The 15735-nt window shown below is 62.2% G+C and carries 15 protein-coding genes; 8 read left to right on the top strand and 7 right to left on the bottom strand.

Going from position 1 to position 15735, the window contains the following annotated elements; all coding sequences use genetic code 11:
* Window positions 1-6: 6 nt before the first annotated feature.
* The 5 genes from AC0L3E_RS26325 to AC0L3E_RS26305 form a co-directional block, all read right to left on the bottom strand.
* A complete protein-coding gene (locus AC0L3E_RS26325; RefSeq protein ID WP_128308219.1) occupies window positions 7-993 on the bottom strand; it encodes a phosphoenolpyruvate carboxykinase (ATP) in 987 nt (328 codons plus the stop codon).
* Window positions 990-2912: a lasso peptide isopeptide bond-forming cyclase gene (locus tag AC0L3E_RS26320; protein WP_473605975.1), complete on the bottom strand. Its 1923-nt coding sequence runs from the start codon at window positions 2910-2912 to the stop codon at window positions 990-992. The genes AC0L3E_RS26325 and AC0L3E_RS26320 overlap by 4 nt, the downstream gene beginning before the upstream one ends.
* Entirely contained in the window at window positions 2909-3472 is a 564-nt protein-coding gene (locus AC0L3E_RS26315) for a lasso peptide biosynthesis B2 protein (protein WP_292453506.1), read from the bottom strand. The genes AC0L3E_RS26320 and AC0L3E_RS26315 overlap by 4 nt, the downstream gene beginning before the upstream one ends.
* The gene (locus tag AC0L3E_RS26310) at window positions 3456-3770 is read right to left on the bottom strand and encodes a PqqD family protein (protein ID WP_127267623.1); all 315 of its coding nucleotides are present in this window, start codon (window positions 3768-3770) and stop codon (window positions 3456-3458) included. Before AC0L3E_RS26310 ends, AC0L3E_RS26315 begins: the two co-directional genes overlap by 17 nt.
* 137 nt (window positions 3771-3907) lie before the next feature.
* Window positions 3908-4060, bottom strand: coding sequence for a lasso peptide (locus AC0L3E_RS26305; protein WP_013891488.1), 153 nt, complete (start codon window positions 4058-4060; stop codon window positions 3908-3910).
* Window positions 4061-4574: 514 nt separating this feature from the next.
* Between AC0L3E_RS26305 and AC0L3E_RS26300 the strand changes: the two genes are divergently transcribed.
* From AC0L3E_RS26300 to AC0L3E_RS26265, 8 genes are all read left to right on the top strand, one after another.
* On the top strand, window positions 4575-5705 hold the full coding sequence (locus AC0L3E_RS26300; RefSeq protein ID WP_128308216.1) for a nucleotidyltransferase family protein: 1131 nt from the start codon (window positions 4575-4577) through the stop codon (window positions 5703-5705).
* Between the two features lie 95 nt (window positions 5706-5800).
* On the top strand, window positions 5801-6823 hold the full coding sequence (locus AC0L3E_RS26295) for a glycosyltransferase (protein ID WP_473605974.1): 1023 nt from the start codon (window positions 5801-5803) through the stop codon (window positions 6821-6823).
* A gap of 291 nt (window positions 6824-7114) precedes the next feature.
* Complete coding sequence (locus AC0L3E_RS26290) at window positions 7115-7510, top strand: single stranded DNA-binding domain-containing protein (protein WP_127322326.1); 396 nt, start codon at window positions 7115-7117, stop codon at window positions 7508-7510.
* Between the two features lie 149 nt (window positions 7511-7659).
* The gene (exoK, locus tag AC0L3E_RS26285) at window positions 7660-8517 is read left to right on the top strand and encodes an endo-1,3-1,4-beta-glycanase ExoK (RefSeq protein WP_127328801.1); all 858 of its coding nucleotides are present in this window, start codon (window positions 7660-7662) and stop codon (window positions 8515-8517) included.
* 67 nt (window positions 8518-8584) lie between these two features.
* Entirely contained in the window at window positions 8585-9916 is a 1332-nt protein-coding gene (locus tag AC0L3E_RS26280; RefSeq protein WP_473605973.1) for a UDP-glucose dehydrogenase family protein, read from the top strand.
* A gap of 92 nt (window positions 9917-10008) precedes the next feature.
* A complete protein-coding gene (locus AC0L3E_RS26275; RefSeq protein ID WP_473605972.1) occupies window positions 10009-11451 on the top strand; it encodes a GMC oxidoreductase in 1443 nt (480 codons plus the stop codon).
* A gap of 13 nt (window positions 11452-11464) precedes the next feature.
* Window positions 11465-11914 (top strand): hypothetical protein, encoded by a 450-nt coding sequence (locus tag AC0L3E_RS26270; RefSeq protein ID WP_127267655.1) that lies wholly within the window; start codon window positions 11465-11467, stop codon window positions 11912-11914.
* Window positions 11915-11988: 74 nt separating this feature from the next.
* Window positions 11989-13068 carry a glycosyltransferase gene (locus AC0L3E_RS26265; protein ID WP_473605971.1) on the top strand — a complete coding sequence of 360 codons (1080 nt, stop codon included), beginning with the start codon at window positions 11989-11991 and terminating at the stop codon, window positions 13066-13068.
* An 18-nt stretch (window positions 13069-13086) separates the two neighbouring features.
* Here AC0L3E_RS26265 and AC0L3E_RS26260 read toward each other — a convergent pair whose 3' ends face one another.
* Together AC0L3E_RS26260 and AC0L3E_RS26255 are read right to left on the bottom strand one after the other, a co-directional pair.
* Entirely contained in the window at window positions 13087-14109 is a 1023-nt protein-coding gene (locus AC0L3E_RS26260) for a phosphoribosyltransferase family protein (RefSeq protein ID WP_127267653.1), read from the bottom strand.
* Between the two features lie 52 nt (window positions 14110-14161).
* Entirely contained in the window at window positions 14162-15658 is a 1497-nt protein-coding gene (locus AC0L3E_RS26255; protein ID WP_128307310.1) for a lipopolysaccharide biosynthesis protein, read from the bottom strand.
* Between the last annotated feature and the right edge of the window lie 77 nt (window positions 15659-15735).

Below are 15735 nucleotides of genomic sequence, written 5' to 3'. Positions count from 1 at the left end.
TTGCGCTCACGACCGCCGGCTGCCAGCCGACAGATCCTTTTCGATCAGCTCCACGGCTTCGCCGATCCTGTCCAGGCCCGTCGGGACTTCCAGCCGGTACACGCCGATATGGTTAGCAATCCATGAACATTGCTGAAGATGCGCCGCCGCGAAGTCGCCGGGGAGGGCCGCGCGGCCGAAGCGCGTCACATAGGAGAATTTGATGATGGCCGGCAGGGCGGCAATGGCGGGCAAGGGCGTGATGTCAGCCCTTTCGCCGCGCTCGAGGATATAGATCCTGGTCGCCGGCACCTTGTCGCCCGAAAAGTCACCGTTCAGGCGATGCTGCATCTTGTCGATCGTCGGATGCACTTGCGGCCGCACTTCCGCTTCCCCGAGCGAGATCGCCGCCGCGGCGTCGGCCGCCAGCTTGATCTGCGGAAAGCCCGGAACGGTCATTGGCTCACTCGGATTGGCGAGGTCCAGCGCCACCACGTCATCGGTAAGCAGTCGATGCCCGGCCCGGATCATCGCGCTTGCCGTCGTCGACTTGCCGGCTCCCTTGTCACCCATGAAGATGGCGCTCGTGCCGGCGGCGGCGATGGCACTGGCATGCAGGACAAGCAGGCCGCGCCGGTGCAAAAGCAGCGCCATGACCGGACCGAGCAGCGGAAACGCGAGCAGCGCGTCGTCGACGCCGGGCGCCGGTTCAATGTCGATACGGTTGGAATCGGTGATCAGGAACGCGCCCACGGCATGCCAGGCCAGATATTGCCGGTCCGGCTCGAAGCGAAAGTCGGTCGCGGCTTCGGGCGCCGGCTTTGGCAGGTCGATCACGCCGACGGCGATCACGACATCCGCCGCCCCGGGCGGCGCCGGCTGCAGTTCGGGTAACATCACCTCCGACGCGATGGTCAGACCATAGGCGCGGTAGAAGCGGCGTTCTCGCATGGCCCGGCCATGCGGACGGGGATTATCACTGTATGCGGCCATCGGCTCGTTGCGCGGCATCACGTGGGGCTCCCGCCGTGCTGGAGTTGCCGCAGCCAGAGCGACAGCGAGGCCGAGCGCCAGACATACTGGACATCCAGGGGGGCTGCCTGATCGGGCTGGCGCAGCAGCCGCGCATAGGCAGCACTCACTTGCGGCAGATTGACATAAGGCGCGATGCGGCCTGCATCCGAGACCAGCAGCTGTTCCAGGAGGTCGCGATGGTTGCGCAGCATGCCGTTGACGAGATTGGCGGTGAAGTCGATCTTGTCGCGTCGCCACTGCACCGCCTCCGGCAATACGCCTTGCATGGCGCGACGCAGCACATAGCGACCAAAGCCGTGGCTCAGCTTCTCCTCGCCCGGCAATGCCAGGCAGAACTCGACCAGCGGCTTGTCCCAGAATGGGTATCGCGGCTCGACGCCGAAATTGGCGGCGGCCTTGTCGAGAACCTCGAAAGCATGCGGGACATAGCCGTTCGACAGGATCCAGCGATGGCTCAAGGCGTCGCTGGCCTGAACGCCGGGCGGCATATAGCCGGCCCGGTGAAACCGGTCGACAAGCTCGGTGCGCTTGGCAAGGTCCGGATTGATCAGGTCGCGCCAGCTTCGTGCGCGCTGCACGTGCGCGGGCTTGCGGATCCTGTTCAGGGCACGGTTGGCCAGATGCCTCAGCTTGGCGATGCGCCAGGCCGGCCCGTAGAGGGTCAGGAACTGGAGATAAAGGCCAAGCGTGCTGTCGCCATAGGTATTGGAGGCGCTGCGGACCTCGCGCCACAGATCCATCCATCGGCCGCCATTCGCAAGCTCGTGCAGGTGACCATGGCCTTGGGAAACGACCTCGTCGCCGCCATGGCCGTCCAGCAGCACCTTGATGCCCTTGGCGCCGGCAGTCCGGTAGACACCGCGGGTGAGCGTCAGGCCCGGCGCCAGGAACGTTCCTTCCTGTTCTTCCAGCACGCGTTCGAATTCGGCGAATGGGGCATAGTTGCCGACCGGGATCAGTGTCGCGTCGACCTTCTGCTGGTCGAGAACGGCATCGATGAAGGGCCGCTCGTCCATCGGCGAGCCCTTCTCGAAAACCAGCGAGAAGGTCGGCAGCTTCGGCTTGCGCGCAGCGGCATTCTGCAGGCCGGCGACACAGGCGATAGATGAGGAATCGAGGCCGCCGCTCAGCATTGCGCCGACTGCCGAGGTCCCTCGCATGCGGTTGCGCACCGATTGCGAGAACAGATGGGCGAATTCCTCCGATGCATCCGACCGCAAGGGCCGCGCCGACGGCTCGATCTGCCAGTATCGACGCAACATCACCTGTTGCGCGGTGACGGTCAGGCTGTGGCGGGCCGGCAGGCTGAATATATCGCTGTAGGGGGTCGACTGCGGGTCGTCGGGAAGCCCGGCCAGGAAGCCGGAGATCTGGCGCTCGCTGACACGTGCGCGGATACCTTCGACGCCCAGGATCGGCCCGATCTCGGACGCGAAGGCAAAACGCCGGTCCGCCGCGTGGTAGTAGAACGGCTTGACGCCAAAATGATCGCGCGCGCAAAACAGCGATTGCCGCTCGTCATCCCAGATGGCGAACGCGAAATCGCCTTGGAGATGCTCCGGACAGGCTTCGCCCCAACGCAGATAGGCCCGCATCAGCACGATCGCGTCGGCCACCGACTGGTCGCGGATACCGAGCCTGGCCAGCAACTCGTCACGGTTGTCCAGCCGGCAATCGGCGGTGATGGCGAGCCGGCCGCCAGCCATCGTAAAAGGGCCTGGGCCGACCTCATCCGATGTGTTGAGCCAGGCGTGGCCAAGGGCGATGCTGGTGTCCAGCCACCAAGAACTGCCGTCGGGACCGCGATGGCGCATGCGCGCCAGCATTTGCTGAATGTCTGCCGCCGCGACCGCCGGTGCGTGTGCTCCGCACAGCAGGATTCCAGCGACGCCGCTCATCGGCTGCCGTGGTCGACGAGATGGGCGAAGCCGTCGATCGATCCGCCAAGCACGATATGGTTGTCGCTGACCAGCCAAGCATGTGCTTTCAACTGCTCGCCCGTACCACGTTCGATGCCGATGCGTATCGTCGATTCATTGCCTTGGCGGGCGAGAATATACTGGCCGGAGAGCGCCTGGGTCAGGCACGTAGCGTAAGGGACGAAACGGGCCGCGGCGGCAACGCCCCAGGCGACACGCCGCAGTTCGCCCATTGAAGCGCACTGCCGCGCGTCTAGGCGCGTCACCAGGCTGCGTACACGATTGTAGGACAGCAGCGTCAGCCCCAGCCGAACTGTCGCCACCACCAGCAGGCAATGGCCAAGGAAGATCATTTCCGAGCCGCTCAGGGAGAAAATCCTGACCAGCCCGTGCCGGCTTTCGCCGCGCTTCGACTGCTTGAGGCCTGTTTCCCTCGCGGGTTCCTGCCGTAAAGCCGTGGCCCGCGAAACCAGGGCCCGCGAAACTATGGCCTGCGAAACCAGCGCCTTGTGCTGGGCCGACTTAGACAAGTGCCTCATGATGCCGTCTCGCAAGCCCATTATCGGTCAGGCCCTTCAGCAATGCGTCGACATCGGCCTGGCAGCGCACCGGGTCGACATTATAGCGCGCAAGCACGGCGCTGCGGATGTCGCCGATCGACCGGGGCTCCTGGATCAAATCCCAGATGAAGGCGCCGACGCCATTCAGGCTGTAGTAGACATTGGATTTGAGATTGAGCAGCGCCAAGCCATCGCCGAACTCGCAAGCCACGGCATCCTTGGTCGCACTCACGCTATCGTGGTCGGCCAGATCATGGTCGGATTGCTTCCCGTTCATCCCCGCACCTCACTGACAAAACGCTTCAACATCTCCGGTTGGCGCAGGAGAAGTCGGGAGGCTGGCCCCCCGACCCCTCTTACGTCTGCTTTTGAATCCAGAGTCCCAAAATGTCACTCTGGAAACGGCTATAAGTCTCAGGAGAACGTCAGGTCGCCGATCGGCGTGTGCGCGGGGAACGACGCGTCGATCGCCGTGTTGCCGCCGCCACCCTGGGTGATGGTCTCAATCGAACCATGAACCGTCAGGCTTGGTGTCTCGTATTCATGCTTTTCAACATTCTGTTCCATTTTACTCTCCGATTTAGGACTGGAAACGGCCTGTCGAGTGCCGTCAGCACTTTTATGCTGCAATGCAATAGCTGCACGGCAGCATTTATGAGTCAAGACTGTTTTACCTTCCGTTAATCAATTACGTTGCTGGCGTCAGGACATGAGCGGCCATGCCTAAAACTTGTCACTTTTTAGCCGATTCCTTGGGCATGATGGCAGCGCCTGTGCTGATTCTTTAAGCATATGATTTTGCTTGCATAAATCGTTTGCTTTGTGCTTATTTTTAGGCTTCGCTAATGGAAAGAATTTTCTGTTTGGAAAATTCGGCCGGGGATCGGCTAAAAGACCTGGCAAGGATATTTCAGCCGCGGTTCTCACTTCTTTCCGACGCGATCTCGATAGACGCTTCGGTTGCAAAAATTCGCACTGCAAAAGGAAAGGCTTTACGGCATCGAGGTTTTTGGTGATGTTTGCTTCGCACGTGCAGCATAAGTGTTCGCGCAAACCGCTTTCTTGGGAGATTGTGCGCTAAATGGCCTTGCCTGACGGCTCATACGAACGATTGCGCGCCGCCGGCTGTGCCGACGAGGTGGCCTACGTACAGGCCTGCCTGCGATTGTATTTCGCCGGACCGCACGCCGGCGCGGGCGACATTTCGATGCGTGATCTGGACGGTGCCAAAATTGCCGACATCGCCAGGCTGAACAAGGTCGCCATCTTTGTCCTCAAGGCCCTTTCGCGCGCACCCGCGCTTGAGAGGCCGCCTGAGCTTTTCCGATGGCTCGACACCTACCGCAGGAGGACGGTTTCGATGAACGCGTCCTGCATCATGGATTCCATGGCGGTCCATGATGTGCTGCGCGCCAGCGAGATCGATTTTGTTTTTCTGAAGGGTCCGTTCCAGCAGCAGCTTCTCTACGACGACCACTTCATGAAGCCGTCCGGCGATGTCGACATCCTGGTTTCGCCGCTCGGATTTTTCAGGGCGCGTGATGCGCTTCGCCAGATCGGTTATGAGGTATCAGGCAAGTCGAACTCCGTCTGGTGGGTCCGCTTCCTCGGCGAACAGCACATGACCCGGGACGACGGGCCGAGGTCGTCCACGGTAGATCTCCATTACCGCCTCCAGCAGCCCGGCTCGCCAAGCCCGCGCGACGCGGACGGGTTCCTGCGGCGCAAGCGACAGGTCGAAATCGCCGGTGCGACGGTGCCGTTCACCTCGGTGGCCGATACTTTGCTTTTGTCCTGCATCAGCGTCGCCAAGGCACTTTTCAACCGGGAACCCTGCGCGGGCTACGTCTGTGATATCGGTGCCAGCGCCGCCCGCCTCGACGAGGGGGATCAGCAGCGTTTGCTCGATGCCGCAACCGTGCAAGGTTTGGACGACACGCTGCTGCTTGGCCTGCGCGCCGCCGATGTGCTACTCGGCGGCGCTGGCACGCTGCTGTCGCAGCGCGCGACCAGGATCCTGTCGCGCATCGGCAATGAGGATCTGCTCAGCATGGTCATCGCGCCATGGCTGCCGTCGCTGCGGTGGCCACAGCGGCGAACGGTGCTGTGGGAACTGTGCGGCCGCGCGCCGGTCCGCTATCTGGCCGAAGCCGGCTGGGCGGCGTCCGCCGATATCAGCCGCCGCATCTTCGAGCGGCCGGGGAGTCGCTGAATGAAGGCAAATTGGGTGCTGATGGCAATTCTGTAGGGCATCGAAGGAGTACGGGGCGAGGGCAAATCGATATTACCTGTACGAGAGGCAAATCCATGTCGATGACGAAATCCGAGGTCTGCGTGATCATCGCGGCAAAAAACGCGGCAGCGACAATCGCCGTCGCCATCGCATCCGCGTTGCGCGAACCGGAAGTGGCGGAGGTCGTCGTTGTCGATGATGCCTCTACCGACGACACCGCCGATGTCGCACGATCCGCCGATGATGGCAGCGGGCGGCTCTCCGTGATGCGCCTCGATGTCAATCGCGGCCCCTCCTTTGCCCGCAACGCAGCCATCGCCGGCTCGAAATCGCCGTTCATCAGCATTCTTGATGCCGACGATTTTTTCCTCGAAGGCCGGTTTCGCAACCTGTTTGCCGGCGCCGATTGGGATTTCGCAGCCGACAACATCATGCTGATCAGGGATGATGCGACGGGCGACGCGACGAAAATCGTGGCGCCGCAATTTGCCGCCGATCCGGAATTCCTCGATTTCGAGCGCTTCGTCGAAGGCAACATCTCCAGGCGCCGCGTGCAGAGGGGCGAACTGGGCTTCTTGAAGCCGGTGATCAGCCGTGCCTTCCTCCACCGCCACGGGTTGAGCTACGACGAGAGCCTGCGGCTGGGCGAGGACTATGAACTCTACGCCCGCGCGGTCGCATGCGGGGCGCGGTTCAAGGTCATTCGCTCCTGCGGCTACGGCGCCGTCGTCCGCGCCGATTCTTTGAGCGGCCGCCACAAGACTCAGGACCTGAAGCGTTTGGCCGATGCGGATCTGGCGCTGCTGGCGATCGACAGTCTGCCGGAAGGCTCGAAGGCGGTGCTGCGGCGGCATGAACGGCACGTGCGCGACAAATATCGGCTGCGCAATTTCCTTGACGTCAAGGCCGAGCGGGGGCTGGCATCGGCCGCGGCTTACGCTTTCGCCAGCCTGTCCAACCTCGTCCCCATCGTCCAGGGCGTGGCTTCCGACAAGCTCGAGGCGCTGTTTCGTCGCGTCGGCCTTATGTCCAGCCAAGAACATGTCCCGCCGCTGCGCTTTCTGATGGCCGGAACCAGCACGGGCAAGGAACGCTGAGAGCGGACCCCGGTGCTTGCGATTTGTCCGCTCGCAGCACGTCATCACGCAAACCATTTCGGCCGGATTTATGAGTTTACGAATTGGGTGGTTGCCTCGCGGCTCCGACGATGGCAGTCTATGTTGCGGTGCAGCATAGTGGACGACCAGCCGAACTGGCCCCCGATCGGATTGGTCCGATGTCTCTCCCTCAAAAGGAGCAGGACAACGCAACACGAATTTTTGAGCCCCGGCTACGGGGATCGGCCAGAAGCCCGGCCCACAAGCCGGCGATGACAGGAACCTGAGTTCATGGCCTCGATATTCGGTTTCAGATCAAGGGATCCGGCCCGCGACCGGCAGGCCGATGTTTCACGTCTTGATCGTCTGGCAAAGCTGTTCGAACAGATTGCGGCCGAGATCGAGGCCGAGAGAACCGGGCTTGAGAATCGCTACCGGACAACGTCGACCAACGCCGCCTTCCTGGTCGAAGCCATGGAAAACGGCTCAGCTTCCGACAAGCGGTCTTCGGAAGTCAGCGCACTGACACAGTCGATCCTGAATTGCGAACGCCGCATTGCGGCGCTGTCGCGCCAGGACGGCATGATGAAAGAGCTCCGTCATTCGCTGGATATGGTCTTCGACGAGGACGCCGATTCGGCCGCCTCGGCGGAATTCGCCTGGCCGGCAGGCGCCGGCAGAGGTTGAAACGTGAAGGCTCGGAACTGTTGCAACAGATTTGATGCAAGGCGGGAAGCAATCGAGAGGGTCACAGGGAAGGTCAAGGTTGGCCCGTTCAGGAGCGGTTCGCACGTCGACTTTGGGTTGGGGACACACAGCGCAAAGGTGAGTTTGATATGAAGTCGAATCCGAAACCTACGACGGCAATTGACGCGCCGCCTCTCGCATATCGGACCGGACAAGCCGCCTGGCGACGGCTGGGGTCGCTCGGTGCGTTGCTGCTGGCTGCTCTCGGTGGTTTCCTGGCAACCCCTTCCTACGCCCAGGACATTCCGACATCGCCGTCCTTCGTCGATGATTTCAAAAGCTTCGATCGCGCGCGCTGGTATGTTTCCGACGGCTGGAACAACGGCAGCCATCAGAATTGCACCTGGTCGAAAGGCATGGTCGAACTGTCGAATAATGTGCTGTCGCTCGGCTTCGAAAAGCAGACGCTGAAGGATCGCGACTACGTCTGCGGCGAGATCCAGACCAAGCAGCGCTTCGGCTACGGCACCTATGAGGCACGGCTGAAGACCGACACCGGCTCCGGCCTTAACGCGGCGTTCTTCACCTATATCGGTCCCAGCGACAAGCAGCCCTGGGACGAGATCGACTTCGAGGTGCTGACCAAGGACACCTCCAAGGTGCAGGTCAATGCCTATATCGCGGGCAAGGGCAAGAACGAGAAGCTGGTCGACGTGCCTGGCGGCACGGAGAACGCCTTCAACGACTACGCCTTCGTCTGGCAGAAGGACAGCTTGCGATGGTACGTCAACGGCCAGCTGGTGAACACGATTACCGACCCGGCGAAGCTGCCCAGCCATGCACAGAAGATATTCTTCAGCTTTTGGGGCAGCGATACGATGAAGGGCTGGATGGGAGCGTTCGCGGATCCGGGCCGCAAGCTTTCCCTGCAGATCGAGCGGGTTGCCTTCACGGCGCTCGGCGAACCCTGTCAATTTCCGGAATCGCTGGCATGCAGTGTAAAGTAGTTGGGAAAGTCGATTTGAACCGGCGGGACCGAAAACGGTCCGCTGCCTTGCATGGGAATGAAACCGAATGAATTTGACGGTGTTTGGAATTGGCTATGTCGGCCTCGTGCAGGCTGCGGTCCTTGCCGAAGTCGGGCACCAGGTGGTGTGCGTCGACATCGACGCCGCCAAGGTCGAGCGGCTCAACCAGGGCCTGGTTCCCATTTTCGAACCCGGTTTGGAAAACCTCGTTAAGGAAAACCATGCTGCCGGCCGCATCAAGTTCACCACCGATGCCGCCGCCGCTGTCAGGCATGGCGAGATCCAGATGATCGCGGTCGGCACGCCGCCGGGCGAGGACGGCTCGGCCGATCTCAAATATGTGCTGGCCGTCGCCGAGACCATCGGCCGCGAAATGGACAAACCCAAGATCGTCGTCGGCAAGTCTACGGTGCCGGTCGGCACCTGCGAAAAGGTGAAGGCCAGGATTGCCGACACGTTGAAGAAAAGAGGCCGCGAGGACCTGGCTTTCGATGTCGCTTCGAATCCCGAGTTCCTCAAGGAGGGGTCCGCGGTCGCCGATTGCATGAAGCCGGACCGCATCATCGTCGGCACCGACAGCGAGGACACCGAGGCTGTGATGCGCGAACTCTACGCGCCGTTCAACCGCAACCACGAGAAGATGATCGTGATGGACGTGCGCAGCGCCGAATTCACCAAATATGCCGCCAACTGCATGCTGGCGACCAAGATCAGCTTCATGAACGAGATGGCCAATTTGGCCGAACAACTCGGCGCCGACATCGAGGAGGTCCGCAAGGGCATCGGCAGCGATCCCCGCATCGGCTACCATTTCATCTATCCGGGTCTGGGTTATGGCGGTTCGTGCTTCCCCAAGGACGTGCGGGCGCTGATCAAGACCGCCGAAGGCGTCAAATTCGACGCCAAGCTGCTGCGCGCCGTCGAGGAGCGCAACAACGCACAGAAATCGGTTCTCTTCGACAAGGTGGAACGCTATTTCAAGGGCAACCTCAAAGGCAAGACCTTTGCGCTCTGGGGCCTGGCTTTCAAGCCCAACACCGACGACATGCGTGAGGCCCCGGCGCGCGTCCTGATGGAAGCGCTCTGGAAGGCCGGCGCCAATGTGCAGGCCTATGATCCCGAGGCGATGCAGGAATGCCAGGCCATCTACGGGCTGCGCGACGACCTGCTTCTGTGCGGCACCAAGGAGGCGGCGCTGCGCGGTGCCGATGCGCTGCTGATCGCCACGGAATGGAAGAGCTTTCGCGCGCCGTCCTTCGACGCGGTGAAGGATGCGCTGATTACGCCGGTCATCTTCGACGGCCGCAACCTCTATGACCCCAAGGTCATCGCCCGCCACGGCATCGAATATCACTCGATCGGCAGAATGGCGGCATGAGACCAGGCCCTGGCAGACGGATGCAAGACCGGTCCGCACATGGCCTGCGGGCGCTGGGACTGAGCGCGTATTTCTGTGTGGAGTTGTAGCCGATGGTGCTGGACGTAAAGCCGGAGCAAATCACCAAGGATCATTTCGATCTCGTAGCGATCGGTTCCGGCTTCGGTTCGGCCTTCTTCCTGCACGAGTTCGCCAAGCGCCGAAAGGCACGCATTCTGGTGCTGGAGTGGGGGCGCCACAACACCCATGAATGGCAGCTCGAGCAGAACGTCAACACCGACATCGAAGACGAAACGACCTACAAGACCAATTCCAACAAGCCGTGGAACTACACGATCGGACTGGGTGGCGGGACGAACTGCTGGTTCGCGCAGACGCCAAGATTCCATCCCAATGATTTCCGGCTGAAAAGCATCTACGGTATCGGCAATGACTGGCCGATCAGCTATGACGACGTCGAGCCGTTCTATTGCGACGCGGAAGACATCATGTCGATCTCCGGCGATCCCGACATGGCGGCGATGCTGCCCCGCTCGAAGCCGTTTCCGCAACCGCCGCATCGCATGTCGACACCGGACAGGATGATGAAGGCGGCGCAGCCCGGCCAGCACTTTGTCATGCCAACCGCGCGGGCGCGGCTGCCGACATCACAACGCACCTCGTGCTGTGCCAATCTGCGTTGCTGGCTGTGCCCGGTCGACGCCAAATTCACCGTCAACAACGGGTTGATGCACGTCTTCGAGCATCCCGACGTCTCGGTCTGCCTCGGTGCGGAAGTGCGCCGGCTCGATCACGTCGGCGGCGCTGTCCGTTCGGTCACGTTCAGCCATGACGGCAAGGAATACCAGGTCAGCGGCGATCTCTTCATTCTCGGCGCCAATGCCATCCAGAGCGCGGCGATCATGCTGCGATCCGGCCTGGGCGGCGAATTCGTCGGCAGCGGCCTGCATGAATCCTACGGCTGGAATTTCGAGGTCTATCTGGACGGCGTCGACAATTTCGACGGCAGCACCATCACCACCGGCCTGAATTTCGGCCTCTATGATGGTCCTCACCGATCGGAGCATGCGGCGGCACTGGTCTATTTCGAGAACCGCTGGCAGCACGGACTGCGTGCCGAAAAAGGGCGGCTACGCCAGGCGCTGCCGCTTGTCGTGGTCACCGAGGACTTGCTCGATCCCGAGAACTTCGTCACGCTTGACGAGGATGAGAATGCCTTCGTCAGCTTCAAGGCGCCATCGGACTATGCGGTGAAGGGCATGGCGCGCGCTCTGGAGAAATTGCCTGGCCTTCTGGCGCCGCTGCCGATCGAAAAGCTCTTCGACCGCGGCATCCGGCCGAGCGAATCGCACGTCCAGGGCACGCTGAGGATGGGTACGGGCCCAGCCGATTCGGTCATCGACAGCGGCATGATCCACCACCAGCTCAGAAATCTGGTCGTCGTCGGCACAAGCACCTATCCGAGCTGCTCCTGCGCCAACCCGAGCCTGACCGCGGCAGCGCTGTCCTTGCGGGCGGCGAGCCGGATCGCGTGAAAGGAGGTATCGCATGATCGAGATTTCCAGACGCTCGGCCCTGGCCGTCATGGCTGGCGGAGTGGTTTCGACAGGGGTCGCCTACGCCGCCGTTTCCTCGTTCTCGGACGAGGATCTGGTGCGCGTCACGCTGGAAAAATACCTTGGCAAGTTGAACATCCGCATCGAGCATCTGCAGCAGTTCGTGCTGGCGTTCCGCAACAGGAATCCGTGGAACTTTCCAAGCGAAAAACTAAGCGACGCCGTCACGCTGGTGGAGGAACTCAAATTGGGCGCAGCACGCCGCCTGCTGCCCGAGCGAAAGCGGGAAGATCTGGTGCATTTCGACCGCTGGGTGGTCGCCGAATTCCATATGCTGACGGACTATGCCTGGCGCAGTTCGCCCAACGACCCGATCCGATTTACCGGCTGGCAATCGTGTACCAATCCCTTCGCCAATCTGGAGCCGCCGAAACTTGCCTGACGTCGAAAGCGAGGCGGCGGACTTTGCCTGTTGTCTCCGAGCAAGGAATACGAGATGCGACAAGGAACCCGATCATGAAAGTTCTCTTTGCAGGCGGCAACGGCTACCCGCCCGAGTTCAGCGGCGGCGTTCAGTCGAGCACGCATCATCTGGCCGAACAGCTGATCGAGCACGGTCATGAAGCCGCTGTGCTCGCCGCCCTGTTCGGTGATGGTGTCTTCGGCTTCAAGGCGCGCGCCAAGATGAAGCTGCTGCGGCAGCCGGCGGTTGTCGACAGCTATCCCGGCTATCCGGTGGTGCGGGCCTGGTTTCCCTGGGAAGCAGCGGGCTATGCCGTCGACAGGCTGAAGCCCGATGTCGCCGTGGTCCAGTGTCACAAATCGGTTCCGATCGGCAAGGCGCTGCAGGCGGAGGGCGTGCCTCTGGTCGTCTATCTCCGCAATGTCGAGTTCCATGAACTGGGCGGCGATCTGCGCGAATTGCATTCCGCGCTTTACATCGCCAATTCTGACTTCACCGCACGTACTTACAGACAGGAGTTCGGCATCGAGGCGGTGGTGATCCCGCCAACCATCAACCCGGCGCACTACTCGACGCCGACGACGGGCCAGTTCGTCACGCTGATCAACCCTTATGAGGAAAAGGGGTTCGAGCTCGCGGTGCGGATTGCCGGCGCCTGCCGCGAAATTCCATTCCTGTTCGTCGAAAGCTGGAAGCTCGACGACGATCACCGGGCGCGGATCGAACAGACGATCGCTCCCTTGGGCAATGTCGTCCTGGAGAGCCGCACCAGCGACATGAAGACGGTCTATGGCCGCACGAAGATCCTGCTTGCTCCCAGCAAGTGGGAAGAGGCCTGGGGCCGCGTCGCGTCGGAGGCCCATTGCAGCGGAATCCCCGTTGTCGGCTCGCGGCGCGGCGGTCTGCCCGAAGCGATCGGCTCCGGTGGCGTGGTGCTCGATTATGATGCACCGCTGGCCGACTGGGTCGCGGCCGTCAGGCGGCTGTGGAACGACGACCAGGAATATGACCGGCTTTCCAGCCTCGCCCGCAGCTTCGCCGAGCGCCCGGAACTCGATCCCGATCGCCAGTTCATCACCTTCTTCTCGATACTGGACAGGGCCATGCAGCAGCGCGCGCGACAGGCGGCCTGACGGCGCCGCCTGAGCAGGTCAGGCCGGGCGCTTGACCCGGCTTTTCAGCGTCTCGTAGCCGCGGGCGCCAAGCAGCGCGCGGGCAATGGTCTTGGCGGCGCTTTTGCGGCCCTCTTGCGACTTGATCTGCCGCAGCCTTGCCGGCAGGTTCCTGGCCGCCTGACCAAGTGCCGGCAGCGACAGCGTGTTGGGAAAGCTGACCATATGCGTTTCGACGCACAGCACCGGCTTGCCTGACAGTTCGGTGATCCTCAGCGCCTGTTCGTGCTCGCTCTCGATGAACAGGATGGCATCGGACTTGCGGTAGAAATCCGCCTTGAAACTGCCATGCGCGCCGAGCCGTTGCCGTTCCGCCTTGCTCGGCAGGTCGAGCATGATCAACTGGTCGTATTTGATCTCATGCTTGGCGAGCCATGCCTCGGTGAGCGCGCGGTATTTCTCCAGCCGGCTGGTGACCAGCCAGCCGATCCTGTGGGTCGCGACATGGAGCGGCCGCGCTTCGCTGAGGAATTTTTCATAGGCCGGGCCGTCGTCGTTTTCCGCCTCTGTCGGATCGAGGCACAGCACGCCGTCAATGTCGACGCAGCATTGCGCCAGGAATTTGTGATGCATGAAGTTCCACTGGAACATGCGCGGATGCGGCACGACTTCGAAGACGAGGTCGGTTTCCTGGTGCTGGGGCTCAAGGCCGAACACGGCGGCAAAGGTGAACTCCGCCTTGATGCCCGCAGCCTGGATGCGGGCGCGTGCGTCACGCATGGCGTTGCCGCCGGCGACGCTGTCGTCGATCACCAGCACCTTGCGCATCTCGGAAACCTTGCGGTCGAGAGCGGCACGGCGCTTGGTGACGCCAGACGTATAGATACGCCCTTCCAGGAAGCTGTCGAGATCGGTCATCGGGATGTTCGCGGCAAGGCTGACCAGCGTCGCTGCCAAAACGCCGCTTCTCGGCACACCGACCACCAGGTCGATGTCGCGCGGCAGCCGGTGCAGGCCCCTGACAATGGCGTCGTTCATATCGGAGATCGATCGGTAGTGCATGGTTCAGACCTGGTCCTGGAGGAGATGTCCGTAGCAGTCGAAGACGCCCAAATTATTGCGCTTCGCGCGCCGCCGCCGCAGGCAGCCTTGCCGGCAGCATCTTGAGGGCCTCGCGCAAGGCTTCGCGGCCGGAGGCGAATGCCAGTGCGATGACGATGGTGATGAGGTAGGCGAGCACGGCGCCGCTGGCCAGGGCGACGACATGCTGCTGCGGCAGCGCTGGCTTGATGAACCAGATGCCGGCCAGTGCCAGATGGGCGCCAAGCACGAACGGCGTTGCCGCGCGAAGTACATGGTGCGCCTGAAGCGGCCCGCTCTTGCCGACATAGAGCCACAGGAACGGCGTCCGCAGATATTCGCTGATCGCATAGGCGATCGCCACGCCCAGCGCGCCATAGGGCAGGCCGAGCATGAAGGCCAGCACCGACGTCACGGCCGTTATGATGCCCCAGCGCATGAAATCGCCGGAGCGGCCCTGGCTGACGAAAAGCCACCCCGCCGGATTGTTGAGCGGCTGCAGCAGCCCGGCAAAGCCGAGCGCCAGGAAAATCGAGGCGCTTGCGCGCCATTGCTCGCCGAGCACGAAGGGGATCAGCACATCCGACATCGCCGTGGCGAAGGCGACGCCGGGAAGCGCCACCAGCAGGATCAGCGGCATGACGCGCAGGTAGGCGCTGCGGTAGCGATCCGGCTCATCCTTCAGCCTCGAAAGCGCCGGAACCATCACCTTCGACAGCGGGTTGGTGATCTGGCTCAGCGGAAACAGAAGCAGCTTGTAGGCGCGGTCATAGAGGCCGAGTTGCGCCTCGCCCCAATATTTGCCGATCAGCACATTGTCGAGGTTGCGGGCAAAGAAATTGGCGAAGTTGAAGCCGGTGATGCCGGCGCCGAAATTGATCAGCTCGCCGATGCCGGCGACCTTGCGCGGCAGGCCCGGACGCCAGCGCGAGCTCGCCCAATAGCAGAGCGTCGGCAGCACGGCACCGGTCAGCGTGCCGGCAAACAGGGCCCAATAGGAGCGATCGATAAAGGTCCAGGCGATCGACACCGCAAGCCCGGCAATGGCACTGGCGACGTCGATGACGGCCAGCCGGCCGAACTGCATGCGGCGCGTCAAGAGCGCCAGATGCTGGGCGCCCAGCCCATAGGCCATGATCTGCAGCCCGAACGCAGCCACCAGGCCCGTCACGCGCGGCTCGCCGTAGAAGGCGGCAACCAGCGGCGCCGCACCCGCAAGCACGCAAGCCAGGATCGCGCTGACCGCGACATTGATCCAGAAGAGGTAGTTCACCTCCTCATGCCGGATGCCCGACTTCTGGATCGTCGCCTGGGTCAGGCCGAAATCCTGGAACAGGGCGATAAAGGCAAGCACCGGCGCGCACATCGCCACGACACCGAAATCCTGTGGCGACAACAACCGCGACAAGACGATGACGGACAGGATCTGTGTCGCGACCCGCACCGTTTGCGCCATGGCCGTGACAACCGCGCCGCGCCCAACCGATTTGCGCAAGGAGCCTTCTGGCGGATCGAATGCATTGGCTTCCAAATTCAGGATTCCTGATTTTTTACGTTGATTTCCGAGCCCGAAAATCCACGACCGCCGCCGACCACAAACTACGGCAA

Source organism: Mesorhizobium sp. WSM4822 (genome assembly GCF_055811155.1).
The sequence above is the reverse complement of the archived record's forward strand: the minus strand, read 5'-3'. Positions and strand labels throughout refer to the sequence as shown.

Excerpts from the sequence above, each read along its gene's own strand:
- exoK (WP_127328801.1), top strand. The coding sequence starts at position 7,660 with ATGAAGTCGAATCCGAAACCTACGACGGCAATTGACGCGCCGCCTCTC.
- AC0L3E_RS26310 (WP_127267623.1), bottom strand. The coding sequence starts at position 3,770 with ATGAACGGGAAGCAATCCGACCATGATCTGGCCGACCACGATAGCGTG.
- AC0L3E_RS26290 (WP_127322326.1), top strand. The coding sequence starts at position 7,115 with ATGGCCTCGATATTCGGTTTCAGATCAAGGGATCCGGCCCGCGACCGG.
- AC0L3E_RS26300 (WP_128308216.1), top strand. The coding sequence starts at position 4,575 with ATGGCCTTGCCTGACGGCTCATACGAACGATTGCGCGCCGCCGGCTGT.
- AC0L3E_RS26295 (WP_473605974.1), top strand. The coding sequence starts at position 5,801 with ATGTCGATGACGAAATCCGAGGTCTGCGTGATCATCGCGGCAAAAAAC.
- AC0L3E_RS26280 (WP_473605973.1), top strand. The coding sequence starts at position 8,585 with ATGAATTTGACGGTGTTTGGAATTGGCTATGTCGGCCTCGTGCAGGCT.
- AC0L3E_RS26320 (WP_473605975.1), bottom strand. The coding sequence starts at position 2,912 with ATGAGCGGCGTCGCTGGAATCCTGCTGTGCGGAGCACACGCACCGGCG.
- AC0L3E_RS26265 (WP_473605971.1), top strand. The coding sequence starts at position 11,989 with ATGAAAGTTCTCTTTGCAGGCGGCAACGGCTACCCGCCCGAGTTCAGC.
- AC0L3E_RS26260 (WP_127267653.1), bottom strand. The coding sequence starts at position 14,109 with ATGCACTACCGATCGATCTCCGATATGAACGACGCCATTGTCAGGGGC.
- AC0L3E_RS26305 (WP_013891488.1), bottom strand. The coding sequence starts at position 4,060 with ATGGAACAGAATGTTGAAAAGCATGAATACGAGACACCAAGCCTGACG.
- AC0L3E_RS26275 (WP_473605972.1), top strand. The coding sequence starts at position 10,009 with ATGGTGCTGGACGTAAAGCCGGAGCAAATCACCAAGGATCATTTCGAT.
- AC0L3E_RS26315 (WP_292453506.1), bottom strand. The coding sequence starts at position 3,472 with ATGAGGCACTTGTCTAAGTCGGCCCAGCACAAGGCGCTGGTTTCGCAG.
- AC0L3E_RS26270 (WP_127267655.1), top strand. The coding sequence starts at position 11,465 with ATGATCGAGATTTCCAGACGCTCGGCCCTGGCCGTCATGGCTGGCGGA.